Annotated in this window: 22 protein-coding genes; 17 read left to right on the top strand and 5 right to left on the bottom strand. The window is 59.8% G+C overall.

Annotation, left to right across the window (positions count from 1 at the left end; translation table 11 throughout):
• The first annotated feature begins 70 nt into the window (after positions 1-70).
• Positions 71-832 (top strand): BamJ family beta-barrel-assembly machinery protein, encoded by a 762-nt coding sequence (bamJ, locus tag DRET_RS06645; protein ID WP_015751763.1) that lies wholly within the window; start codon positions 71-73, stop codon positions 830-832.
• Positions 833-994: 162 nt separating this feature from the next.
• On the opposite strand, the gene DRET_RS13660 is transcribed toward bamJ, so the two are convergent.
• The gene (locus tag DRET_RS13660) at positions 995-1,531 is read right to left on the bottom strand and encodes a hypothetical protein (protein ID WP_015751762.1); all 537 of its coding nucleotides are present in this window, start codon (positions 1,529-1,531) and stop codon (positions 995-997) included.
• A 55-nt stretch (positions 1,532-1,586) separates the two neighbouring features.
• Between DRET_RS13660 and DRET_RS06635 the strand changes: the two genes are divergently transcribed.
• Positions 1,587-2,378, top strand: coding sequence for a glutaminyl-peptide cyclotransferase (locus tag DRET_RS06635; RefSeq protein ID WP_015751761.1), 792 nt, complete (start codon positions 1,587-1,589; stop codon positions 2,376-2,378).
• An 85-nt stretch (positions 2,379-2,463) separates the two neighbouring features.
• Here the strand turns inward: DRET_RS06635 and DRET_RS06630 are convergent, their stop codons facing one another.
• Entirely contained in the window at positions 2,464-3,372 is a 909-nt protein-coding gene (locus DRET_RS06630) for a TIGR01777 family oxidoreductase (RefSeq protein WP_015751760.1), read from the bottom strand.
• Between the two features lie 178 nt (positions 3,373-3,550).
• On the opposite strand from DRET_RS06630, the gene DRET_RS06625 reads away from it, so the two are divergent.
• From DRET_RS06625 to DRET_RS06610, 4 genes are all read left to right on the top strand, one after another.
• Positions 3,551-4,045: a pyridoxamine 5'-phosphate oxidase family protein gene (locus DRET_RS06625; protein WP_015751759.1), complete on the top strand. Its 495-nt coding sequence runs from the start codon at positions 3,551-3,553 to the stop codon at positions 4,043-4,045.
• A 67-nt stretch (positions 4,046-4,112) separates the two neighbouring features.
• Positions 4,113-5,084 (top strand): YbgA family protein, encoded by a 972-nt coding sequence (locus tag DRET_RS06620; RefSeq protein ID WP_015751758.1) that lies wholly within the window; start codon positions 4,113-4,115, stop codon positions 5,082-5,084.
• Positions 5,077-6,618, top strand: coding sequence for an SDR family oxidoreductase (locus DRET_RS06615; RefSeq protein ID WP_015751757.1), 1,542 nt, complete (start codon positions 5,077-5,079; stop codon positions 6,616-6,618). The genes DRET_RS06620 and DRET_RS06615 overlap by 8 nt, the downstream gene beginning before the upstream one ends.
• A 50-nt stretch (positions 6,619-6,668) precedes the next feature.
• The gene (locus tag DRET_RS06610) at positions 6,669-8,078 is read left to right on the top strand and encodes a deoxyribodipyrimidine photo-lyase (RefSeq protein WP_015751756.1); all 1,410 of its coding nucleotides are present in this window, start codon (positions 6,669-6,671) and stop codon (positions 8,076-8,078) included.
• 67 nt (positions 8,079-8,145) lie between these two features.
• Here DRET_RS06610 and DRET_RS06605 read toward each other — a convergent pair whose 3' ends face one another.
• Together DRET_RS06605 and rsmG are read right to left on the bottom strand one after the other, a co-directional pair.
• On the bottom strand, positions 8,146-9,093 hold the full coding sequence (locus DRET_RS06605) for a class I SAM-dependent methyltransferase (protein WP_015751755.1): 948 nt from the start codon (positions 9,091-9,093) through the stop codon (positions 8,146-8,148).
• A 349-nt stretch (positions 9,094-9,442) separates the two neighbouring features.
• The gene (gene rsmG, locus DRET_RS06600) at positions 9,443-10,102 is read right to left on the bottom strand and encodes a 16S rRNA (guanine(527)-N(7))-methyltransferase RsmG (RefSeq protein WP_015751753.1); all 660 of its coding nucleotides are present in this window, start codon (positions 10,100-10,102) and stop codon (positions 9,443-9,445) included.
• 211 nt (positions 10,103-10,313) lie between these two features.
• Between rsmG and DRET_RS06595 the strand changes: the two genes are divergently transcribed.
• The 6 genes from DRET_RS06595 (at position 10,314) to DRET_RS06570 (ending at position 16,578) form a co-directional block, all read left to right on the top strand.
• The gene (locus DRET_RS06595) at positions 10,314-11,270 is read left to right on the top strand and encodes an ACP S-malonyltransferase (RefSeq protein WP_015751752.1); all 957 of its coding nucleotides are present in this window, start codon (positions 10,314-10,316) and stop codon (positions 11,268-11,270) included.
• 69 nt (positions 11,271-11,339) lie between these two features.
• Positions 11,340-12,995, top strand: coding sequence for an arginine--tRNA ligase (argS, locus tag DRET_RS06590; protein WP_015751751.1), 1,656 nt, complete (start codon positions 11,340-11,342; stop codon positions 12,993-12,995).
• An 11-nt stretch (positions 12,996-13,006) separates the two neighbouring features.
• Entirely contained in the window at positions 13,007-13,663 is a 657-nt protein-coding gene (locus DRET_RS12985) for an SPOR domain-containing protein (protein WP_015751750.1), read from the top strand.
• A 13-nt stretch (positions 13,664-13,676) separates the two neighbouring features.
• Positions 13,677-14,222 carry a pyruvoyl-dependent arginine decarboxylase gene (locus DRET_RS06580; RefSeq protein WP_015751749.1) on the top strand — a complete coding sequence of 182 codons (546 nt, stop codon included), beginning with the start codon at positions 13,677-13,679 and terminating at the stop codon, positions 14,220-14,222.
• Between the two features lie 303 nt (positions 14,223-14,525).
• Complete coding sequence (speB, locus tag DRET_RS06575; RefSeq protein ID WP_244147901.1) at positions 14,526-15,431, top strand: agmatinase; 906 nt, start codon at positions 14,526-14,528, stop codon at positions 15,429-15,431.
• 43 nt (positions 15,432-15,474) lie between these two features.
• A complete protein-coding gene (locus DRET_RS06570) occupies positions 15,475-16,578 on the top strand; it encodes a deoxyhypusine synthase family protein (protein ID WP_015751747.1) in 1,104 nt (367 codons plus the stop codon).
• A gap of 513 nt (positions 16,579-17,091) precedes the next feature.
• Here the strand turns inward: DRET_RS06570 and DRET_RS06565 are convergent.
• Positions 17,092-18,036: a DMT family transporter gene (locus DRET_RS06565; protein ID WP_052293278.1), complete on the bottom strand. Its 945-nt coding sequence runs from the start codon at positions 18,034-18,036 to the stop codon at positions 17,092-17,094.
• Positions 18,037-18,114: 78 nt separating this feature from the next.
• Between DRET_RS06565 and DRET_RS06560 the strand changes: the two genes are divergently transcribed.
• The 5 genes from DRET_RS06560 to DRET_RS06540 all read left to right on the top strand — a co-directional run bounded on the left by DRET_RS06560 (position 18,115) and on the right by DRET_RS06540 (position 25,106).
• Positions 18,115-19,962: a thioredoxin domain-containing protein gene (locus tag DRET_RS06560; protein ID WP_015751745.1), complete on the top strand. Its 1,848-nt coding sequence runs from the start codon at positions 18,115-18,117 to the stop codon at positions 19,960-19,962.
• A 1-nt stretch (position 19,963) separates the two neighbouring features.
• Complete coding sequence (locus DRET_RS12980; protein ID WP_015751744.1) at positions 19,964-20,659, top strand: class I SAM-dependent methyltransferase; 696 nt, start codon at positions 19,964-19,966, stop codon at positions 20,657-20,659.
• A 65-nt stretch (positions 20,660-20,724) separates the two neighbouring features.
• A complete protein-coding gene (locus tag DRET_RS06550) occupies positions 20,725-21,540 on the top strand; it encodes a rhodanese-like domain-containing protein (protein WP_015751743.1) in 816 nt (271 codons plus the stop codon).
• Complete coding sequence (locus tag DRET_RS06545; RefSeq protein WP_015751742.1) at positions 21,541-22,818, top strand: ABC transporter substrate-binding protein; 1,278 nt, start codon at positions 21,541-21,543, stop codon at positions 22,816-22,818.
• Positions 22,815-25,106 carry an ATP-binding protein gene (locus DRET_RS06540; RefSeq protein ID WP_015751741.1) on the top strand — a complete coding sequence of 764 codons (2,292 nt, stop codon included), beginning with the start codon at positions 22,815-22,817 and terminating at the stop codon, positions 25,104-25,106. The genes DRET_RS06545 and DRET_RS06540 overlap by 4 nt, the downstream gene beginning before the upstream one ends.
• Positions 25,107-25,151 lie beyond the last annotated feature (45 nt).

The raw sequence follows: 25,151 nt of genomic DNA, 5'->3' as shown, positions 1-25,151 counted from the left end.
TTCCTGCGGGCGCCAAGGGGAAAGAAACAGGTCTTTGGTTTTTATGCAACCCGCCAGAAAAGGAGAACATATGCAACGTTGGCTCATGCTTTGTCTAGTTGGGGGGGTGGTCTTTCTGGCTGCCTGTCAGCAATCGGCTCAGGAAACACCCCAGGAAACGACTGAATCCGCGGCGGTGACGCTGGATACTGATCAGGACAAGGTCAGTTACGGTTTGGGGATGGACATAGGCAATAAATTGAAATCCCAAGAATTCGACCTTGACCCCGACTTGGCCGCCCAGGGACTCAAAGATGCCTTATCCGGCAACGAGACCCTGATGACGCCGGAAGAGGTCCAACAAAGCCTCCAGGCCCTGCAGCAGCGATTGCTCCAGGAGCAGCAAAAGAAACAACAGGAAACTGCCGCCAAAAATGCAGAGGCCGGCCGCGCCTTTCTGGAGGCCAACAAGGCCAAGGAAGGTGTGCAGACCACGGAGAGCGGACTGCAGTACAAAGTCGTGGAAAAAGGTGACGGCCCCCAGCCGGACGCCGACGACGTGGTCACGGTGCACTATACGGGGAAATTGGTTAATGGCACGGTCTTTGACAGCTCCCGCGAACGGGGCAAGCCGGCCACTTTTCCGGTCAATGGTGTCATTCCGGGGTGGACTGAGGCCCTGCAAATGATGCACGAGGGCGCTCAATGGCAGGTTGTTCTGCCGGCCGATCTTGCTTATGGCGCCCGTCAGGCTGGTCCGCAAATCGGCCCCAATTCGACCCTGGTCTTTGATGTCGAATTATTAGAGGTCCAGAAAAAGGACACCGAGGCTAACGCAACAGCGCAGCAATAAGTCCACACCACCGCAATCCCGGTTTTCTCCGGGACATGGTGGCTCTGAGACGCAAAGGCCGTGGACGTTTCCGTCCACGGCCTTTTTCTGCACCTTTGCTACGGCCCTGCATCCGCAATACATGCGTGGTGGCGCACCGCCAAGGATGGGAACGGTTCCGGTCTATAAGGCATACAGGGTTGTGCGTTCGCGCATTTCGTAGGAATCAAAGGATTCAAAGATCGTCGACAGATTTTCCGTACACGAGTCAGCCGTTGGGTAGACCGTGAGTTGATCGAACAAGGTCTCTTTGATCCGGAACATGATCTTGGGGTCAATGGCGATAAGCCGCACAGCCCGCACAATAGCTTCTGGGTAATCCGCCAAGACCAGGGGGATGGCGTTGGCCGTGGGATTGCCTTCGAAAAACTCCCGCTGTTTCTCCTCGGGTTCCCAGAAGATGTTCAAAGGCATGTCCAATTCACCGAATCCGGCGATATCCAGCAGGAAAAAAGGAATGGTGTCCTGGATAAAGACCCCATACTGGATGGCGCCTTTGGTCCAGGCCTGGACATCCTGCGCCTGGAGTCCGGAATAGAAGGTGTAGACATGCAGCGTGGCCCCGGCTAGGTACGGAATGGGGCCTTCTCCCGGAGGATCGAAATCCAGAGGTTTGCCGATGCGAATATCGCGGATCGCGTCCTGGTTGTATTCTGCCATATCCAAATCGACTCCTTTGAGGTGCGTTGCTGACAGCCAGCGGCACCTGTCCGGCATGTTGCTCGTGCTGCTTGGTGTTGTGGTGCTGGCGATTGGCCCCACGAGCTCTCCCCGGCAGGCGTATGCCGAGGCGCCTGTGCTTACCCCGCCTGCTGCTCTCCAGACCTTCCCCCACAAGCGGACCTCGTTTACGCAAGGCCTCGTGTTTCAGGATAGTGTCTTTTGGGAGAGCACAGGCCTGTACGGACGCTCCTCCATTTCGAAGCGGCGGGTGGCCACCGGGGAAATCCTGGCTGAGCTCCCTTTACCCCCGGACTGTTTCGGGGAAGGGTTGGCACTGATGCACGGCCGGCTCTTCCAGTTGACCTGGAAAAGCAGGACCGGGTTTGTTTACAGCCCGGCCCCCCTGCGCCGGATCGGGCGCGTTGCCTACAGCACCGAAGGCTGGGGATTGGCCGCACTGGGCACGCAGCTGGTCATGAGTGACGGCAGCGCAGCCTTGACCATACGCGACCGTCGCTTTCAGCTGACAAAGCGGATTGAGGTACGTGACGGAACCCGGGAGGTCAAGTCGCTCAATGAACTGGAAGTCATCCAGGGGCGTATATGGGCCAATGTCTGGCCCAGCGACCGCATCGCGATCATTCGGCCATCCAGCGGTCGGGTGGAGGCCTGGCTCGACTGCTCGGGGCTGCGCCGCCGCTTTCCGCAACTCCAAAAAGCCGACGTGCTCAATGGCATTGCTTTTGACCCGGAGCATAAGCGAGTCTTTGTGACCGGCAAGTTCTGGCCTCTGGTCGTCGCCTTTTCCCTCGATGCCTTGGAGCTGCCCTCCAGGGCGCCTTGAGACAATTTTGCCGTCTGGGGCTTTGGTTCGGACCGGCCTTGCGAGGGCTTTTTCAGTCGCCTGGTTCCAGTCAGCCGGGGTCTGGTTACCGGTTGAGCAGATGGCGCAGGGCTTTTTCCAGCAGGGAATAATTGAAGGTGAACCCCGCGTCCTGGAGGCGCTGTGGGCGGACAAACGGCCCTTGTACCAACATGTCGGCCATTTCTCCGAAAACAGTACGCAAGACCGGTCGTGGGACAGGGAACAGCGCCGGGCGGCGCAAAACGCGAGCCAGGGTGCGGGTGAATTCTTTATTGGTGCAGATTTGCGGAGCGCTCATATTCACTGGTCCGGACACCTCCGCAGTGCTGGCGGCGAAGACAATGGCCCGGACCAGGTCCTGGATATGGATCCACGGGAATCCCTGTTTTCCTGAGCTAATGGGGCCTCCGAGGCCGAGGCGAAAAATCGGGAGCATGCTCGGTAATGCCCCGCCGTCCGGGGCCAGCACCGTGGCGAAGCGGGCCACAACCGTTCTCGCCCCGGCTTTTTCGGCCTCAAGAGCGGTTTTTTGCCAATCCTGGCAGACCTCGGCCAAAAATCCTTCTCCGGCCGGGGCCGTCTCATCGAGAATCGCTTTTTCCGAAGCATCGTAAAAACCGACGGCATTGGCATTGATCAGGCATGGTTTCGGAGCAGCAGCCTGTTCGATGGCCCGGACCGCCTGGCGGGTGGAGTCGATTCTGGTGGCGTATATGGCCTTTTTGACTTCCGGAGTCCAGCGCCCCATGATATTCTTGCCGACCAGATTGACCACCACGTCATGCGAACCGGCCGTCTCCTGCCACATCCCTTCCTGCAGCGCGTTGCCAACCACCACCTTGGTTGCCTCGGGCAAGTCCTGGGCTCGGCGCTGGTGCCGGACCAGCGCGGTGATCTCGTGCTCGCCCTGAGCCAGATAGTGACAAAGATGCTGTCCAACCAATCCGTTCGCGCCGATGATGAAAAATCGCATAGCCTGCCCCTTTTGCTGCAATGGGTTGGGATGGCTTGTCTCTCTTGCCGCCCTGTGCCAAAATGGAAATCCATGATCCTGGTGTGCCCGTGATTCCGGTTTCACTGGCTGCAGCAGTTCTTCCCAGCACCAGGGTCAACCTTTACAGATCGGCTGCCTCAACGCAAAGGAATTCCCCATGACCCCGCCTGACGCCCCGCCACCGGTCTTTTGGAGTCCGCACTGGCATGCCTTTTTTACCGGATTTTTCACTGAGCAGCGTACCGCGGTGCTGGCTACAGCCCGGGAGGATCAACCGTACTGCAGTCTTATGGCCTTCGCCTGGCTGGACGGAGATCCCCGCCAGCTTGTGATGGCCTCACCGTCGCACAGCGAAAAAATGACGAATATCGAGCACAATCCAAAGGTCTCCCTGTTGATCGACAGCAGCCGCAACGCCCCTGAAGACAGTCATACGGCCAAGGCGGTGACTGTCCTGGGCACGGCCCGGATCTGTCCCGCTGGAGATCAGGACCGGGCCGTGGCCGCATTATCTGAGCGCCACCCGCATCTGGCCTCCTTTGTCCAGGACCCAGGCACAGCCTTGCTCTGCGTGAGCGCACACCGGTTGCTGCTTGTGGAGCATTTTCAGGACGTGACCCTGATCGAGACCGGGATCACGGATCAGGAGTAATCCCGGGCGCACCGGACCAATAGCGTGATGCTACCACACGACAACGCCAAACCACAACGAGGAAGCAATGGAGATACCAGCACACTCGAACGAGGCGTCCATCAGACTTGGAGTGAGTACTTGTCTTCTGGGCAAGGCGGTGCGCTACGACGGAGGGCACAAACTGGACCGCTATGTCCGGGACACGCTCGGGCGGTACTTCGAGTATGTCCCTGTCTGTCCCGAGGTGGAATGCGGCATGCCCGTACCGCGTGAGGCACTGCGTCTGGTCGGGGAACCGGAGGCACCGCGTCTGGTGACCATCCGTTCCCGTGAAGATCATACCGACCAGATGCAGGCCTGGGGCGAAAGCAAGCTCGAAGAACTCGCTGAGAAGGATTTGTGCGGGTATATTTTCAAAAGTCGCTCTCCGAGCAGTGGGATGGAACGGATCAAGGTCTACAACGAACAGGGCATGCCTGCTCCGACAGGTGTTGGCATCTGGGCCAGGATGTTCATGGACCGTTTTCCCCTGCTGCCGGTGGAGGACGAAGGGCGGCTGCACGATCCGAAATTGCGTGAACAGTTTATCGAACGCGTCTTTGTCTACTGGCGGTGGCGGCAATTGGCCAAACAGGGCCCCGATGTCGGGCGGCTGGTCGATTTTCATTCCCGGCACAAGCTCCTGCTTATGGCTCACAGTCCGGAACTGTATAAGGAAATGGGCCGGTATGTGGCCCAGGCCAAGCAAATGGAGCCAGACGCCCTTTTGCCGGGCTATCTGGAACTTCTGGACCGGGCTATGCGGGTCAAGACAACGACCAAGAAACATATCAATGTCCTGCACCACCTCCTCGGCTATTTCAAAGACCAGCTCAGCAGTGACGAGAAACAGGAATTCTTGGAAATCCTCGAACACTATCGCGCGGGAAATGTGCCTTTGATTGTGCCCATTACCCTGGTCAACCATTTTGTACGCAAGTATGAGGAACCCTATTTGGGTTTGCAGTACTATCTCAATCCCCACCCCATCGAGTTGAGGTTGCGCAACAATGCCTGAGCACGAATCTGCCAAGCCGGTGTTGGTGCTGGGAGCGACCGGCTACGTCGGAGGGCGTCTGGTCCCCCTGTTGCTAGAACGCGGCTATCGCGTCCGCGCCGCCGGACGCTCCCTGGAGAAATTGTCCTGTCGTCCATTCGCGGACCATCCCGCAATCGAACTCGTGCAGGCGGATGTTCTGGAAGAGACAAGTCTGCTCGAAGCGGCCCAAGGGTGCCGGGCGGTGTACTATCTGGTGCACTCTATGGCCCCGCAAATACAGGATTTCGCCGAGACAGACCGTATTGCGGCCCGGAATATGGTCCGGGCGGCCGAAGCAGCCGGTATGGAGCAGATCATCTATTTGGGGGGCTTGGGAGACGATGACGAGGACCTCAGCCACCACCTGCTCTCGCGACTCGAGGTTGGACGGATCCTGCAGGAAGGTTCGGTGCCCTGCACCTTTTTACGAGCGGCCATGATCCTCGGGGCTGGCAGTGCCTCTTTCGAATTGATGCGCTATCTCGTCGAGCGCCTGCCGGTCATGCTCACGCCGCGCTGGGTGCAAAGCCGCTGCCAACCGATCGCCATCTCCAATGTCCTGGAGTACCTGACCGGAGTCCTGGACAATCCCCCGGCCCTCGGTCAGACCCTGGATATCGGCGGCCCCGATATCGTGACCTATGCGGAACTCTTTCGGCTCTACGCCGAGGAGGCCGGCCTCCGGCGCCGGCTGATCATCCCCGTACCGGTCTTTTCCCCCAAACTCAGTTCCTATTGGATCCATCTGGTCACTCCGGTGCCGGCGACGTTGGCCCGCCCTTTGACCGAAGGACTGCGAAATACCGTGGTCTGTCAGGACACGCGCATTCGGGAGATGGTGCCGCAGGATCTGCTCACCTGCCGGGAGGCCATCCGCCGCTCCCTGGACCGGGTCCGGCAGCAGCAGGTGGCCACCTGCTGGTTTGATGCCGGCCAGGCCACCGAGCCGGAATGGGTCAGCTGCGAAGACGCCTACTACGCCGGAGGGACCATTCTCGAATGTTCGTTTCGCACCGTGATTGCTGCGGATCCCGAAGAGGTCTGGCAACCGATCCGGCGCATCGGGGGCGACACAGGCTGGTATTACGGTGACCGTTTGTGGTGGTTGCGTGGGCTTATGGACCGCTTGCTCGGTGGCGTCGGCCTGCGCCGCGGGCGCCGTGACCCGGAGGAGATCCGCGTCGGTGACGGGCTCGATTTCTGGCGGGTCCTGGATGTCCAGGAAAACAGCCGGTTGCAGTTGCTGGCGGAAATGAAACTCCCTGGCGAAGCCGTGCTGGAGTTCCGGCTCCACTCCCTCGGGCCGGGGCGAACGGAACTTGTCCAGGCGGCCAGTTTTCTGCCCCGCGGCTTGTGGGGAATGCTCTACTGGTATGCCCTGGCGCCATCACACGTTTTTATTTTTAAAGGAATGCTTCAAGAAATTGCGGCGGCCATTGACCGGCCCATCCTGACCCCGCCGACCCGGGTTGCCGCCCAACGCCGGGATAGTTGCCGGTTACCGGGGGCCTGATCCCCGGTCGCCTCCTGTTGTCTGCTCCAATGGTTCTCAAGGAGAGTTTCGTGTCCCTCCCCGCTTCCCCAGTTCATGCCCAACGGCTGTATTGTCACACTCCCTCGGTCCGGGGTTCCGGGCCGGTGGCCTATTGGATGAGCCGGGATCAACGCCTGCACGACAATTGGGCCCTGCTCCAGGCCCAGCATATGGCCCGAACGCGTCAGGCTCCCCTGATCATCGTTTTCTGTCTCGTGCCGTCCTACAGCGGGGGCGCCAGACGCCATTTCGATTTCATGCTCACCGGGCTGCGCCAGGTGGCCGACTCGGCCGCCAAGCTGGGCATCCCTTTTGTCCTTTTGACCGGAGAGGACCCCCCGGGGGAACTGGCTGGATTTTGCCGTACCCATGCGATCGGCACCGTGGTGATGGATTTTGATCCCCTGCGCACCAAGCAGCAGTGGCAGCATACCTTTGCCGGCCATTGGGAAGGCGAATGCCTGGAGGTCGACGCCCATAACGTGGTTCCTTGCCGATGGGCCTCTGAAAAGCAGGAGTATGCCGCCAGGACCATTCGGCCCAAATTGCAACGACAGCTGCCTGAATTTCTGGATCCGTTTCCCGAACTTGTGCCCCACCCGGTGCCCTGGCGGGGCAGCCTCTTGCCAGAGCCGGATTGGGAGGCGGCCTCCCGCTCGCTGGCGGCGCCAGAGTATGGCCCACCGCTGTCCTGGTCCTCCGGTGAAGAAACTGCCCTGGATCTCGCCCGGGAATTTATAGCCTCAGGCCTGAGCGCCTATGCTGAAAAACGCAACGACCCCACTGCTGGCGCGGTGTCCGGTCTGTCCCCCTATCTCCATTTCGGCCAGATTGCGCCGCAGCGGGTGGCGCTGATGGCCCGGGACGCGAACTGGGCTCCCGCCGAGTCCAGGGAGGGGTTTCTCGAGGAATTGGTCATCCGCCGGGAACTGGCTGAGAATTTCTGCTTTTATAACCCCGTCTACGACTGTTTTGGCGGGCTGCCCGCCTGGGCCCAGCAGACCCTGGACGACCACCGTGGGGATCATCGCGAGGTGGTGTATACTTTCGAGCAGTGGGAAGCGGCCCGCACCCACGACCCCCTCTGGAATGCGGCCCAGCAGGAGATGGTCCAGACCGGAAAAATGCATGGCTATATGCGGATGTATTGGGCCAAGAAGATCCTGGAATGGTCGGCCTCCCCGGAAGAAGCGCTGTCCACGGCCATCACTCTGAACGACCGCTATGAACTCGATGGACGCGATCCCAACGGCTATACTGGCGTCCTCTGGTCCATCGGGGGCGTTCACGACCGGCCGTGGAAGGAACGTCCGGTCTACGGCAAGGTCCGTTACATGAACGATCGCGGCGCAGCACGCAAATTCGACGTCCAGGCCTATATCCGGCGATTTTTTCCGGCCACGGCCTCCGAGCGTCAGGGCACCCTTCCTCTTGGCTAACCCTCATCGCCTGGTGTCCGTTACTCTTTTTGAGCGATCCCCAAGACCGCGTTGGGCTAGCATGGAGCTAGCCGGGCTTTCGTGCCGTGGCCAGAAATATGGGGTCGGCCTGGGTCAGGGTGCCACTGTATCTGTCTTCCGGGGGGCGCCACCAGTTGCGGTAGGTCACCGTTTGCAGAGCGGTGCATTGCGGCCCCTGCAAGAGATAGTCGGCGACCAGCCCGAGGCGTTCGAAAGGATGGAGGTCGGTCCAGAGATAGGTTGTCTTGGGCGGGAACCAGCGGTTGGAGAAACTGATCGCCACCAGGCCGCCGGGACGCAGGACGCGAATCATCTCCCCCACCACTTCCCTCGGTCTCGTCAGATATTCCACAGACATGGAGCATAGGAGCAGGTCGAAGCTGCTGTCCGCAAACGGGATGGTCGGATTGGTGTTGAGGTCGTGGACCACGTGGCGGTTCAGGGCCGGATTCTGGGCCATTTCCTGGGCATTGAGTCCCAGTCCTGTGACATTGGAGCCGTGCGTGTCCGGCAGATGGGACTCGACACTGCTCATGAGATCCAGGACCTCGTGTCCTGGTTTGACCAGGCGAGCGTACTCCTCGCCCAGGCAGGCGCTGGCTTGGCGGTCGATATGCCCCACCAGCCTTGGTTCAGCATAGAATTGGGCGTCATCATCGGGGTCGTCGCGCTGGAGGGCATCGGGCTCGGTGAAATCTGTTGGTTCGCCCTGGCTTCTGGCCTGCATGCCTGGTCCACCGCTCAGGAGGAATTCCGTCCAGTCCGTGACCCGTCCCCCGGTGTCGGTGTCCTTCGGCGCCGCATCAAGGATTTCGATGCCCAAAGTCAGGTTCCGGCCGGCCAGGGGATGGTTCCAGTCAGCCGTAAGGGCGGCTTTCTCAATTCCGGTGACCCGAAACGGGGTCGCGTTGGCGCGAAAAACGCCTGGAATGCCGCTGAGCAGCCCAAGCGGATAAAACCGGCCGAAACGGGGGGCAATGGTCCTGCCTCGCAATTCTGGGCTCCGAAAGCTGGTTCGGGGCACTGTCCGGGTCTTGGTGGATTCAGGGAGGGGCAGGAGGTCGCCCGGTGCGTATTCGAGAGTGATGCTCTGGCCCGGTCGGGCGCCAATCAGCTGTTCTTTGACGCCGGGGGGGGAACTGGTCCCGCCAGAGATTGGCCTTTTGAGCCAGAATATGCTCGGTGTGGCGGGCCTCACCGCTTTCCCACCCGATGGTGAACTGTAGGCTGGCAAAACTGTCCGCGGTAATCTGCATTTGATCCTCCTGGGGTTCACGCCCTGCGGCAACGTTTTTTATACAGCTCTGGGGGCCGGCTGGCACAGGGGGCATTGTTCCGGCGGCTCAGACTCGGGCAAGCCGGTCCAGGACCCAGAAGTACCGGGTCTGGTCCCCTATCTGATAGGGCCTGACTTGCACGAGCCGGGCCCGCTCTGCGAACATCTCCTGTCGTGCAGGTGTATTGGAAAGAATAATCAGCCGTCCTGTCTTGTCGAGCAGGGACCCTGCCAGGGGCAGCAGCTGGTGCCAGGGCATGAAGGCTCGGCTGAGAACGAGATGGGCTGGAAGAAGCGTTTCAGGAAGTTCTTCGGCCCTGCCGTGGTGAATGGCGGTCCCGGGCAGTTCCATCTGGGCCAGGGCGTTGTGGAGAAAGGCCACCCGCTTTTGCCGGATTTCAACCAGGGTGTACCGCCCGTGGGTCCAGAAAAGACGCAGCGGAATTCCCGGCAGACCAGCACCAGCCCCGAGGTCAAGGGATTGGCATTGGTGCGGCCATTGCAATTCCTGCAGCAAAGCAGCGAGGTGCCAGCTGTCGGCGACAAGCTGGCTGAGCATCTGTGGCCATTTTCTGGGACCGACGAGATTGATGCGGGTATTCCATTGTTCGAGCAAGCGCAGGTAGACGGCCAACAGCTCGGCCTGAACCTCGCTGATCTCATAGCCCGATTCCCGGACCATAGCCTGGACAGCGGGCGGATCTGGCGGGGGGGTGTGTGCGGTCATGACGGCTCCAAGGGAGGAAAAAACTTTACCTTGTAGGTAAATCCGGCTATACTAAAATGTTTCATATTTCTGTTATGGGCGTCAATACTCCTGGCCGTTGGGCGTTTCTCGCGCACCGTGTCTGATGCCCTTTTTGTGTGGGCATCGCTGGGCGGTGCCCGGTCCATGTCAGTCTGTATACCTCGCTTTTTTGCAACGATGGAGGAGGCTTATGTCCCAGTTGCCCCACGCGGCTTCTGTTGCCGCCATCTTTCCGGGCCAGGGATCGCAAGAGCCCGGGATGGGTCGAGATATCGCCGAGCATTGGCCCGAGGCCATGGAATTGTGGAAAAAGGCCGAAGCCGTGGCCCAGGCCCCGCTTCGTGAAATATATTGGGAAGGAGACGGCGAGGCAATGGCGGAGACCCGCTATCTCCAGCCAGCCTTGACGGTGACCAATCTTACTGTCTGGGGACAGGTTCGATCCCGTACTCCGGTGGCCTGTGTTGCCGGCCACAGTCTGGGCGAGTTCGCCGCCCTGGCCGCAGCTGAGGTCTTGAGCGCCGAGGCGGTTCTGGAACTGGTCACCCTCCGAGGGCGGCTGATGGCTGAGGCCGGTCAGGGCCAGGATGGAGCTATGGCTGCTGTGCTCAAGTTGCAGAAGTCCCAGGTCGAGGAATTGGTCAATACGGTGACCGAGGAGACCGGTCAGGAACTGCGGATTGCCAATTATAACGCCCCTACGCAACTGGTTGTCAGTGGCCGTCGCTCTGCTGTGGAGCGCCTTGGGCAATTGGCCAAGGAGCACAAGGGACGCGCGGTCCCGCTGCCGGTCAGTGGCGCTTTCCATTCCCCCCTGATGCAGGGGGCGGCCCAGGAACTGGCCGGATATATGCAACGGTTGCATTGGCGGGAGGCCAAATTGCCGGTTTATCTCAATGTGACGGCGCAGGCCGAGCAAAGCAGTGAGACCATCCACTCGACCATGAGCGAACAGATGGTCTCTTCTGTGCGCTGGAGCCAGACCATTGCCGCGCAATGGCACGACGGGATTCGGTTCTGGCTGGAACTCGGGCCCAAGCAGGTCCTGAAAAAACTGCTCGCCCCGAACCTCAAGGACCAATCAGAGGATTGGGGAGCCTTGTCCGTGGGCAGCCTTCCGGATATGGCTGCCTTGGAGACCGAATAACCCATTTGTCCATCGGCACCGCCCCGGCGGTCTGTTTTTTTAACCACCAAGCAAAGCGAAAGCGAGCTCATGCGGGCAAGTACCTATATTACTTCAGTACTACAAACGGTAGTCGCTGATCGGGGCTGGCAGTGGCCGGCCAAGGCAAGCCTGGACACTCCAAAGGACCCCAATTTCGGCGATGTGGCCTCGAACCTGGCCATGGTTCTGGCCAAACAGGCGGGACAAAAACCCCGGGACCTTGCGGCGAGTCTGCGCGAGGAGGTATTGCAGCGCGGTGCGGCCATCCAGGATATCGAGATCGCCGGTCCTGGTTTTCTCAATGTCTTTTTCAAGCCGGCTTTCTGGCAACAGACCGTTTCTGTGATCCAGGAGGCTGGGCAGTCGTACGGTCAAAGCGATATGGGTCAGGGGAAAACAGTCCAGGTCGAATATGTGTCCGCCAATCCGACCGGCCCGCTGCATATCGGTCACGGCCGCGGCGCAGCCGTCGGCGACAGTTTGGCGCGTATTCTCCGCCGCACCGGGCATACGGTGACCACGGAGTACTATCTCAATGACGCCGGACGCCAGATGCAGATCCTCGGCGCTTCCATTGCCTATCGGGTTCTGGAATTGCTGGGAGGACCGGATACCTTTCCCGAAGACCATTATCAGGGCGGGTACATCCGTGATCTGGCCCAGGAGCTTGTCGACACCCGCGGCGCTTCGCTGTCCGCAATGGACTGGCCGGAACTTTTGGAGCATTGCCGCCAGCACGGGCTCACGCGTATTCTGGAGGGCATAAAGAGGGATTTGCGTGACTTCCGAGTCGAGCACCAGGTCTGGTTTTCGGAACAATCGCTGTTGGACAAAGGGCGTGTCGAGGCCACGCTCACGGATCTAGCCAACCGTGGCCTGGCCTATGAGCAGGATGGTGCCCTGTGGTTTGCCAGCACGACTTTTGGCGACGACAAGGACCGGGTCCTGCGCAAATCCGACGGTGATTTGACCTATTTTGCCTCTGACATCGCCTACCACGCTGATAAATACGCCCGCGGCTTTGACACCGTGGTCGATATCTGGGGCGCTGACCACCACGGGTATGTGCCGCGGATGAAAGGCGCGGTTCAGGCGTTGGGGCGCGCTAGCGAGGATCTTCAGGTCATTTTGGTGCAATTGGTCAATCTGCTCCGCGATGGCGAACAGGTCAGCATGTCCACACGGGCGGGGAAATTCGAGACCCTGGCCGATGTCTGCGCCGAGGTCGGTCCGGATGCGGCCAGGTTTATCTTCCTGTCCCGTAAGAGCGACAGCCACCTCGATTTCGATCTGGAACTGGTCAAACGCCAGAGTATGGACAATCCGGTTTACTATGTGCAATACGCCCACGCCCGCATCAATTCGGTCCTGCGCAAGGGGGCCGAACGCGGCTTTGAGCCGCGCCCTGTGAGCGAGGCGGATCTGGCCCTGCTGGATACGGCCGAGGACATGGATCTGTTCAAGAAGCTTGACCGCTTTCCCGAGGTCGTTCAGGGCGCTGCCAGGACTTTGAGCCCGCACCATGTCAGCTTTTATCTGCAGGAACTCGCCGGTCTGCTCCACCGGTATTACAATACCCATTCAGTTCTCTACGCCGAGAGTGACGCCTTGCTCCAGGCACGGTTCCATCTCCTGCTTGCCGTGCGCCAGGTGCTGCACAACGGCCTGGAACTCCTTGGAGTCCATGCACCGGAACAAATGTAGGGTATCGTCGTATGGCCACGAAAAAGAATAGCGCCAAAAGTGCGTCCAAGAGCAAAAAAAAGACTTCGGCCAGCGGACGGAAGATCAGTTTCGAGTTCACGCTGACCGGCCTGTTCGCGCTGGGGAGCCTTTTTCTGGTCATTGTGGTCTGGGGGTTTGTTCTGGGCATTCTTGTCGGACGCGGGTACCAGCCGGAACGGTTTGTTCCGCACCTGGAGAACGTGCTGCCTTCAGGGGACCGGGCCGAGGCCGACAAAAGCGGTGAAAAGGTTCTGCGCTCTGAGGAACTGGGATTTTTCGAAGCCCTGCGCAGCGAGTCCGAAGAGCCCGCGTTACAGCAGCAAAAGTCCCAAGCTGCGGCCCCGCCCGAAACGCGCCAGCAACGCGCATCGGCCCCACAGCAGAGCGACGGCGGTCAGCGCTACGCCCTTATTTATCAGGTCGCGGCGTTCCAGGTTCATGACAAGGCCCTGAAAATGCAAAAGATTTTACGTAAAAAACAGATGGAGTCGTTTCTGTCCGAAGCCAACCGAGACGGAACGACCTGGTACAGGGTGCTGGTCCCTTTTACCGGGACACGCGCCCAGGCCCGGGAACTCAAGACCCGACTGGCCGAGGCCGGGGTAAACAACCCCTTCGTGTACAAGAAAAAATCGCTGCAGGATTGAAACGGAGGCGCGGATGACGTTCGTTCCCAGTAAGGCCTTTTTCACCAAGGGAATTGGCCGGCACAAGAATAAGTTGCAGTCGTTTGAACTGGCCTTGCGCGACGCACGCATTGAAAAGCAGAACCTGGTCTACGTGTCCAGTATCTTCCCGCCCAAATGCAAGATCATCAGTGTCGACGAAGGGGTCGAGTACCTCTATCCCGGTCAAATCACTTTTTGCGTCATGGCCCGCAATGCGACGAATGAAAAGGGGCGGCTGGTTGGGTCCGCCGTGGGAATGGCTTTTCCTGCGGACGAGAGCCACTACGGCTATATCTCCGAACACCACGCCTTCGGGGCTGAAGAACTCGAGATTGGGGATTTTGCCGAAGACCTGGCTTCGACCATGCTGGCCACGACCCTGGGCATCGATTTCGATCCGGAAAAGGATTATGACGAGCGAAAGCAGATCTACCATATGAGCGGCAAGATTATCGATTCTGCTTCCGCGCCGTGCGTCACCCGCGGCCAGGCCGGATTGTGGACGACGACCATTTCCGCGGCGGTCTTTATCCCCTAACAGGCCGCCAAACCTGTCCCAAGGGCAGCACATTTGCACCACGTTCAAACGCGTACGGACGAATACGTACCCTGGGACCGTGAACGTTTTGTCGCTGCCCCTTGGGATTTTTGAACGACCGACGTTGTCCGGCATTTTTCAACAGTCAACTCACTGCCAGGTGCACAACACCTCCTTTCGCAGCCCGATGACCATGACCGAGGCCAGGCGCAAAAGGGTTCTCAGCCGCTAGTGGCGTTGCAATGCGCTGGCGTTTAACACTCGAGCCCGTGATCCGGCATTGGAAATGGTGTGGGGTTGCTGATGGGACGCAGACAGGACAGCGACATGTATACCGAATACCTGGATCTGGAGACAGACAACGGACGCCGGGTCCTGGTCTGGCCCGTGCCGTATGAGGGCACGGTCAGCTTTGGCAGTGGGACGGAGAACGGCCCGGCGGCCATCCTCCGGGCCAGTGCCGAGATCGAAACCTGGAACGAGGCGACCGGTCTGGATTTGGCCGATTACGCCCATTTTCGCACCTTGTCCCCGTTCCATCCCCCGGTTGCCGGTCCGCAGGCCGTGTATGAGGCCATGCGGGAGAAGCTCCGGCAGGATCCCGCCTTTGATCCTGCTCGAGACTTCCTGTTGACCCTGGGCGGAGAGCACAGCGTTGCCCTGGCGCCGATCGCCGCCTACGCCGAAGCCTATCCGGACTTGGTCGTCCTGCAGATCGATGCCCACGCCGATTTGCGGGAGAGTTTCGAAGGCTCGCCCTACTCCCACGCCTGTGTCATGGCTCGTGTCCGGGAACTCGGCCTGCCTCTGGCCCAGATCGGGATCCGCAGCTTAAGCCGTGACGAGAGCACGACCATCCACGCCAGCGGTGCGCACGAATTGCTGACGCTGTTCGCCCACGATCTGCCAGGTCCGGAGGAAGCGGCGAAGCGGTTGCGGGAGTTTGTCGCCGACCGCCCCCTCTATCTCAGCTTTGACGCCGACGGCCTGGATCCTTCTGTGTTACCGGGTACCGGCACACCGGAGCCGGGAGGACTGCAGCTGCAATGGCTGAATCGGTTCTGGACCGCTCTGGGGCCTGCCCTGCGCCTGGTGGGAATGGATTTTTGTGAGCTGGCGCCTCAGCCCGCCGCCGGTGTGGTCTCCGAATCCACGGCCGTGCAGGCCATCAACGCGGTCTTGTTACGAACCTTCGCCCCGACTGCCTGAGGGCATTCCTACCGCCCATCCGCCGGCCCTGTATGGAGGATTCATGTCTGACGAACACGATCATATCCGTCTGATCACTGAACTCGGCAACCCCGAGGAAGAAGGATTCGAACCCCTGTCGCTTCTTGATCCCGATTCGATCCAGGATTTCGACGACCTTTTGAGCGCCATGTCCCAGACCTCATTCGGTGGCCGCGGCCTTGGAGAAGCCCTGGGGGTTCTCGAAGAGATGGTCCAGGATCCGGACTGTCATGTGGTGGGGACCTTTTCCGGGGCGATGACCGTGGCCAAGATGGGAAAGCTTCTGTGTTCCATGATCGACAAGGGATGGATCGACACCGTGATCTCCACCGGCGCGCTCATGGCCCACGGCTTTATCGAATCCATCGGTCTGAAACACTACAAATATGTCCCGGAGCGGATGAACGACGCCGCTCTTTTTGAACGCGGTTTCAATCGCGTCTACGACACCCTGGAGCCGGAGATCAATTTCGCTCAGGCCGAGGATGTCGTGCACGCTGTCATGGCCGAAATCGAGGACTGGAATCGGATGGGGTCGGCCAGTCTCTGCCGGGCCATTGGGGCTTATCTCGATGGGCATTTCCAGGGACCGGGGATCCTCAAGAGCGCTTTTCAGCGCGATGTGCCGGTTTTCATCCCCGCTTTCACCGATTCGGAACTCGCCCTGGATGTGGCTTCACACATCCTGCGCCACAGTCCTCAAGCCGTCTCAGACTCTGGAGCTGCTACCGAACTGCCCTTCCAATTCAACCCCTTCTATGACCTTTTTGAGTATACGCGACGGGTGTGTGGCGCCAAGCGCCTGGGCATATTCACCATCGGCGGTGGCGTACCGCGGAATTGGGCCCAGCAGGTCGGTCCGTTTGTGGAGATCGTCAATCAGCGTGTCGAGGGATTGGATTTGCCGGTGCGCCGTTTCCAGTACGGGGTGCGGATTTGCCCGGAACCGGCGCATTGGGGAGGATTGTCCGGTTGCACCTATCAGGAGGGAATATCCTGGGGCAAATTCGTTCCTCCTGCGCAAGGCGGTCGTTTTGCCGAGGTGCACAGCGACGCGACCATTGCTTGGCCTATTTTGATCAAGGGGCTTCAGGACCGCTTGGCTAAAAAAGCCCAAGACTTTTGACCTCGATTCACTCACCGTTTCCGGGGGCAGGCCTCTCACAAAGAGGGCTTGCTGCCTTCAGCCGTTGCAAGCGGTCTTCTCTATTGTCGGCCCGGTCTCGGACGCGGTTAGTGCGTGGCACAGCCATTGATTGAGAGGAGTATCGAGTACGTTCGATTTCTGGGTTCTTTGACGGATCCTATGGATTTTTGGAGTTTGCCGTCTCTTCTGTGTGCCCACTTTCGGCCCGGTATTTTCTCAATCCCGCCAAAGGGGGATCCTTGCCCCCTCCGGACTCTCAAGTAAAGCAGAACTCCAGGTGTCGAAGATGGCCCTTGTTGCATCGGAATCCGCCTGGGAGCATTCAGTTCGCGGTCCGGTTTCCCCCTTTTGGCGGGACCAAGAAAATGTGCGGGCCTTTCGCTCGAAGCACACAGAAGAGACGGCAAACTTTTGCGTCTGAAATTCCATGCCCTGTGACGAAGAGCCGATTGCTGCCTCCCCCGCCCGGTCGACCTGCCGCGCGGGGGTTTTTTATGAGCCGGCTTCCCGGCTGCCCCACCCTGCTTTGAGGCGCACCCACCATGTCTCGGGCATTTCCGCGCAGACCATACCCAAAAAGATTCCCGCCGCGCCCAGTCCAGCCCACGGTCCGAGGTGCTCTCCGCCGACGAGGCACGCGTACAAGGCACCAAAGACCGGTTCCATGCAAAAGATAAGGGCGGCTCGGCTGGGGAGTGTGAAACGCTGCATGGCTGTCTGGGCCCAAAAGGCAAAGACAGTGGCCAGCGGGGCGCAAAGAACAAGGGCAGACGCAATCTTTGGTTCCCAGAAGAAAACCTCCTCGCCGCGAATCCAGCCGATGGCGGTGCTGCCCACGGCCACGACCGCAATCTGGACGGCCGTGAGCCAGTAGACATCATTGCGCCCGGCGTAGCGCCCGGTGAAAATGATCTGCAGGGCGATACACACGGCGCAGAGCAGGACCACCAGGTCCCCGGGATTGATTTCCAGTCCGGTATTCAGGGTCAAGCCGGCCAGCCCCAGAGCGGCCAGAATGACCCCGCTTCGCACTGGGACGGGGATGTGCACCCGGAATAAAAGCCCGTTTATAAGCGGTACGAAAACAACGTTCATGCCGGTGACAAACGCGGTATTGGAGGCTGTGGTGAAAGCGAGGCCAATGGTCTGAAAGGCAAAGGCACCAAAAAGGAAAATTCCTAAAATTGCGCCGTGGGCCACCGCCCGCCACGCAAAGCAACGCCATCGCCAGACAAGAAAAGGGACAAACAGGGCCGAGGCCAAGGTGAAGCGCTGCCCGAGAAAGGCAAAGACGCTGACATGGACCAGGGCGTCCTTGATCATGGTGAAGGTGATTCCCCAGATCAGGGCCACGATGAGCAATACGCCGTCGGCACCGAGTTGCCGTTGCGAAGGCTGCATGGTCTTTGGGGTGCTGAGCAGGGAGGAAGCGGACAAAAAAAATTGCCTTTAGGTAGAAATTAATGCTATTGAGATCGCTACACTTTTAGACACTTCCCCACCCGGGAGGCAGACATGTCCCAGACTCTTGTCAACCGGCTGGCCGAGTCCGGCAGCCCCTACCTGGAACAGCATGCCGGCAATCCCGTGGCTTGGCAGCCCTGGGACGATCAGGCCCTGGCGACCGCACACCGTTTGCAGCGGCCGATATTCCTGTCCATCGGCTATGCCACCTGCCACTGGTGCCATGTCATGGAGCGGGAATGCTTTGAAGATACCGAGGTCGCCCACATCTTGAACACCGTCTGTGTCCCGATCAAGGTCGATCGCGAAGAGCGTCCCGATCTGGACACCTTTTATATGAGTTGTTGCCAGGCGCTTTCCGGGCGAGGAGGGTGGCCTTTGAATCTGTTTTTGACCCCGGATGGTCGGCCCTTTTTCGCCGCGACCTATATTCCGAAGCAGTCCCGTTTCAGCCAGCCCGGATTACTGGACTTGCTCGTCAGTGTCCAGGAAGATTGGGTCCGGAACCGGGAGCAGATCGAACAATCGGCCACTCGCCTGGTCAGTCATATTCATGATCTGTTCAGCGACTCCAGCGGCCCGTTACCGGAAAACGCGATTTTTGAGCAGGCCGTGCAAGAATTGCGGCAGAACCACGATGACGACTTTGGCGGATTCGGCAAGGCCCCCAAATTTCCCACCCCGCATGTATTGCTGTTTTTATTGCGTTTGTATGACCTTTCTCAGGACAGGTCTCTGTTGAATATGGTCGACTCGACCCTTGAAGCGATTTGTCGTGGCGGCATCCGGGATCATATCGGCGGCGGTTTCCACCGTTACTCTACTGATCGGGCCTGGCACCTGCCCCATTTCGAAAAAATGCTCTACGACCAGGCCTTGCTCCTCATGGCCTTGGCCGAGGGCCACGCCCGAACCCGCCGGGATCTTTTCCGGCGCGAGGCCGTGGCTGTGGCCGAGTATATGCTTGAGCGGCTCCACGACGGAGACGGGGGGCTTTACTGCGGGGAAGACGCTGATACCGAAGGCGAAGAGGGGGCCTTTTATCAGTGGACGGAAACCGAGTTGGAAGCGGCGCTTCCTCCGGACACGTTTCGTGTTGTCCAGACTGTGGCGGGGATCCGTAGTGACGGCAATATCCTGGATGAAGCGACGCGCCAGCGTACTGGCAAAAATGTCCTGGCCCGGGTGGCTGATACCGCTGACGCCGCCGAACGGCTGGGGCTGAGCGAAGAACAGGTGCGCCTGGAGTGGCACCGGGCCATGGCCACGCTTGGCGGATTACGCGCCCAGCGCCCGCAACCGTTCCTCGACGATAAGCAATTGACGAGTTGGAACGGACTCGCTGTGGCCGCCCTGGCCCGGTCGGGCATCTTGTTGGGCGAAGAGCACCTCATTGCCGCGGCCCGCGAAACCGCGGACTGGGTCTTGGAGACCATGCAGCCCGAGCCGGGGCGATTATGGCACCGGGCCCGCAACAGACACGCCGGAATCCCTGGATTTCTTGAGGATTACGCCTATTTTATCTGGGGACTACTGGAACTGGTGCAGACCAGTGAGGGACAGGATTACCGCCGCATCGCCTTGCGGCTGGCCGATACCGTGCTCTCCGAGTTTGCGGACCTGAAGGAAGGCGGTTTTTTTCAGACCCATGCAGCGGCGCAAGAGCCCCTTCTGCGCCTGAAAAAGGTCTTTGACGATGCCCTGCCCTCAGAAAACGCGGTCATGCTCTACAACCTGGTCCGATTGTACGGCTCCGGGCCGACGAACGACTGTGCCCGAAAACACCTGCGCGGTGTTTCAGGGATTGTCCGCCAGCATCCGCAAGGGGCGGTGTTTACTCTGTTTGCGGCCAGTTTCCTGCGGCCTTTGGAGGGGCACGGCACCTGGCGGGAGAAATGATATGCAGGAGCCTCGGCCCGAGCCACCGCGGCAGGACGACGGCTCGGCCTGTGTTCTCGAGGAAGCAGGCGATCCCTATCAATGGGTGGCCCGGATCTATGATTGGATTCTGGATCCTTGGCTGCGGCCGCTGCACCGCCATGTGGCGAGCCTGTGCCGCCGGGAAGGGGCCTCGCGGATCATTGATCTGTGCTGCGGCACAGGGGCGCAATGCCGGCGCTTGTACTGGGCCGGTTTTCAGCCCACCGGGGTCGACCTTTCGCCGGCGATGATCCGTGAGGCCCGCCGCAAGTCTCCGGCAGAGATTGCGCTGCTTGAAGGCGATGCTACCGCGACCCCTTTTGCTACGGCGAGTTTTGATTGCGCGGTCATCAGTCTGGCGCTGCATGAAAAACCGGGGCCGGCCCGTCTGGCGTTGCTGCGCGAAGCAGCCCGGCTGGTCCGGGGGCGAGGGGTGATCTGTGTCAGTGATTTTTTGGGGCCACCTCCGCAGAGTTCAAGACTCGGGCATATGATGCGCACGAGCGTCGAACGTGTGGCCGGCCGGGCCCATTTCGCCTGCTACCGCGACTATCTCGCCCTGGGGGCGGTGCCGGGAGTGTGTGCCGAACTCGGATGGTCTGCGGTATTGGAAGCGACATTCCACCGCCGGGCCACCGGGGTGTACCTGCTTTTGCCCGAGCCGTCAGACCGGTAACCCGTGCAGCGCATTCCGGGCGCTTTGTCCCAAGAAGGCCACGCCACACAAATTTGGAGAAGGCTATGCAAGTCAGCGAACTCTACCCTGAAGACGTGGAGACATTCCAGCGTCAACACCGCGAACGGGAATACACGCTGGTCGACGTCCGGCAACCTGAAGAATACCGGGAGGAGCATATCCCCGGGGCGCTGCACCTGCCTCTGCCCGAGTTGGAAGACCGTTTGGACCAGTTGCCTCGAGACAGGGAACTGCTTTTTTATTGCCGTAGCGGGCGCCGCTCGGCCACTGCGGCCGCCCTCACGGCCCAAAGCGGCCAGAGCTTCAAAGCGCTTTACAATATCCAGGGCGGGATTGCCGCCTGGCAGGGGGGAATCGTTGAACAGGTGCCGCGCGTGGACCGCTTCGACATGTCCCGAGGGGCCGGGGAACTCCTGCGCCGCGCGGCAGCCATGGAGAAAGGGGCCCAGCGGTTTTACACCGTTTTGGCGGAGAGCAACGCCTTGTCGGCCCGGTTGCGGCAGACGGCTGCCGAATTGGCCGATCTCGAAGGGCGCCATGCTCAAAGCGTGTACACCCTGCTGACCAGACAGGAGGCAATTCCGGATTTCGACCCTTTTTTTGCGTCCCTTGACGACACCATCCTTGAAGGCGGCCAGGACCTCGGGGAGGCCCTGGCCCAATGGACGCAGCAAGGTGACCTGACATGCCTTGACTTTCTTGAACTCGCTCTGGACCTCGAAAACAAGGCCTATGATCTGTACAAAACGCTGGCCGAGAACACGGCCCAAGGCCAGGAGCGCTCCCATTTCTTGACGCTGGCTGAACAGGAAAAGGCGCATCTTCGGGTGCTCGTCAATCACCTCCCGGAGTGCGGCTAAATGACCAGGAGATTTTCTTTTTTTCGGATGCTCCCCTTCGGAGTCTGGGTGGTCGCGGCGGTTGCCTCGCTGCTTTTGAGCGTCCCTGCGGCTCGGGCGCATGGCATGGGTGAAACCGCGGATATTGTTTTGGGAATGTCTGCGGCCTTTACTGGACCCTCACGGAGTCTGGGGATTGAATTGTATCGCGGCGCCAACGCCTATTTTCAGAAAATCAATGCCAATGGCGGCGTCCACGGCCGGCGCATCAGGATCAAGGCCTATGACGACGGTTACGATCCCGATCCCGCCCTGCGCAACACCATTCGTCTGGTCAAGGAAGACCATGTTTTTGCCCTCTTCGGGTACGTTGGTACGCCGACCACGACCCGTATCCTTCCTCTGCTGGAAAAATTCCGAGACCAGCCCCTGCTCTTGTTTTTTCCCATGACCGGGGCGCAGCCCTTGCGCGAATCGCCCTACCGCCAATACATCTTCAACCTGCGCGCCTCTTATTTTCAGGAGACCCAGCGGCTGGTCGAGAGTTTTTTGAGTGTCGGACGGGAACGGATCGGGGTCTTGTATCAGGCCGACGCCTATGGGCGAAACGGATGGGACGGCGTCCGCCGGACATTGCGCGAATACAACCTCCAATTGACCGGCGAGGCGTGCTACCGCCGCGGCGCTACGGCTGCAACGGATATGGGCGAACAGATACGCATTTTGCGCCAAAGCGGGGCTGAAGCGGTGATCACCGTAGGAGCGGCCCAAGCGTGTGCCGCTTTTATCCGTCAAGCCAGGACCCGGGGGTGGGAGGTGCCCATCGCCAACCTCTCCTTCACCCACGCCCAGCAGATGGCCAACTTTTTGCTGCTCAATTCGGACACCTACCCGGACCAACTCACCCGGCGCGTTCTCAATGCCCATGTCGTTCCGAATCTCCAGGACACTTCGATTCCGGTGGTCCGCGAATACCGGCGGGCCATGGATGCGGCCAATGAAGACGTTCCCGGGCATCTGCTGGACACCCCCTATACGCCGCACAGCTATGACTATGTCAGTTTCGAGGGCTACCTCAACGCCAAACTCCTGGTGGAAATGCTCCGCCGGACCGAGCCTCCGCTGACTCCAAAACGGGTCCGCAAAAGTATCTACAAGCACCGCCGCTATACGATCGGCATCGGATTGCCCTTGTTTTTCGGTCCCGAATACAACCAGGGCCTGGACATCATTTTTTTCAGCACCCTCCGAGCCGGGCGGGTTGAACCTTTACGCAACTGGGATGCCTTCTCACCATGATAGTTTCCCGCCTGTTCAAAAAAACGCTGCTGATCATGGTCGTCCTCTTCGGGCTTCTGGCGGCCGCCATTTCACTGTTTTCGGCCTGGACCTTGTATTCGCACATGCGCACCGAGTATGAGAGCAAGGCCTTGGCCATTGCCGAATCCATGAGCCAGTCCAGCGCCGAGACCTTTGTCAATAACCAGGCCACTCGGGTCCAATCCTTGATCAACCAGTTCCTCGATGTCGAAGGCGTGGCGTATGTCTTTGCGACCACGGAATACGGTGACGTCATTGCACATACCTTTGTACCTGCGTTTCCAGAGACCTTTCAGGAGTGGCTGCCGCGCAATCTGCCCCGGCATTCCCTTGGCACCGCACCGCAGACAGCGAGTGTCGACCTTGGTCAGCGGGGACGGTTTCTGCACATCGCCGCCCCTATCCTGGCCGGCAGCGCCGGATATCTCCACATCGGCATGAGCCTGGGGCGCATCAATACCCTGATCTGGAAAGCCATCGGCAGGATACAGGTCATTACGTTCGGGCTGTTCGTAATTTCAGTGGCCGTGGCCTATTTCCTGGTCAACCGCATTGCGCATCCGTTGATGGCCCTGGCCCAGTATTCGCGGCGGGTGGCCCGACAGGATTTCGAGGCCGAAGTGGACATCCGGTCCAATGATGAAATCGGTGAATTGGCGGTGACCATGCGGGATATGGCCGCAGAACTCCAGGACCACTTCCGGCAGCTCGAGGAGCAGATCACCATCCGGCGCGAGGCCGAGGAAGCGCTGGCTGCGGAAAAGGAACTTTTGGCCGTGACCATGCGTTCCATCGGGGACGGGGTGATCGCCACCGATATCCGGGGCCGGGTCGTCCTCGTGAACAAGGTCGCCGAACACCTCACGGGCTGGTCCCAGGAAGACGCCCTGGAACAAGAGGTGGAAACCGTTTTCGCCCTGGTCTCGGCAATAGATGGCAGCAGTGTGCCCTGCCCTGCCAAACGCGCCTTGAAGCATGGCGAAATCTTTGAAATCGACGATAATGTCCAGTTGCGGCAACCCTCGGGTCTGTGCATCGATATCGGGGATTCGGCCGCCCCCATCCGCGACCGTCAGAGCGTCATTATCGGGGCGGTCATTGTCTTTCGCGATATACGTGAAGAAAAACGGCGGGAACAAGAGCACCTGCGTGCGGAAAAACTGGAGTCCCTCGGGGTTTTGGCTGGGGGAATCGCTCATGATTTCAACAATATTTTGACCGCGATCCTGAACAATATCACCTTGGCCCGGGTCGGCCAGCGTCTGGATGTTGCAGTGGCCTCTAAACTTCAGGACGCCGAGAGGGCGACCCAGCGCGCCAAAAAGCTCACCCAGCAACTGCTCGCGTTTTCTCAGGGGGGCTTGCCGGTCACCCAGTGCGCCCCGCTGGATGAACTCCTTGAGGACGCGATCTCTTTTGCCCTGCGCGGCTCTAATGTGTGCTACCGGGTCGACATCCCGTCCGATCTCTGGCCCGTGCAGGTCGACACCGGCCAGATCGCCCAGGTTTTCGACAATCTGGCTATCAATGCCAGTCAGGCCATGGCCAATGGCGGGCAGTTAGATATCTGGGCTGAAAATGTGCCCTCCGCCGCGACGTTCTCCTCTGAGACCCAGACCAGCAGAGGCTACGTCAGAGTCCATTTCCAGGACAACGGCTGCGGCATTCCCGAGGCGGACCAGGGCCAAATTTTCGATCCCTACTTCACGACCAAACCAGAGGGCAGCGGGCTGGGACTGTCCTCGGTCTTTTCGATCATCAAACGCCACGGCGGCACCATCCATGTCCAGTCCGCTGAGGGCAGGGGGACGACCTTTACCCTCTATCTTCCTGCGGCAGAGGGACGTCCGGACTGCGCCACACAGGCCAAGGACCGGCCCATAACCGGTCAGGGACGGATTCTGGTCATGGACGATGAAAAGGAAGTCCGTGACGTCCTGGGCGATAGTCTGGAATATCTCGGGTATGAGCCGAGTTTCGCGGCCAACGGCGAGCAGGTCCTCGAACTCTACCGCCAGCAATTGCAGGCTGGGGCGGGATTTGATGCCGTGATCATGGATTTGACTGTTCCCGGTGGCATGGGCGGCAAGGAAACCATCAAGCATCTCCATGAACTCGATCGGGAGGTCCGGGCCATTGTCTCCAGTGGCTATTCCCAGGATCCGGTCATGGCCCGGTATCGGGAGTACGGTTTTGCCGGCGTGTTGATGAAACCGTATACCCTGGAAGAGGTCGGCCAGAAACTCCGTTCGGTTCTGCAAAATTAGACCGTTTGTCCTGAATCGCTGAGCCTTGCGTATGCCAACCGCTTC

Source organism: Desulfohalobium retbaense DSM 5692, assembly GCF_000024325.1.
GTDB lineage: Bacteria > Desulfobacterota > Desulfovibrionia > Desulfovibrionales > Desulfohalobiaceae > Desulfohalobium > Desulfohalobium retbaense.
This window is presented reverse-complemented; position numbering and strand designations above follow the sequence as displayed.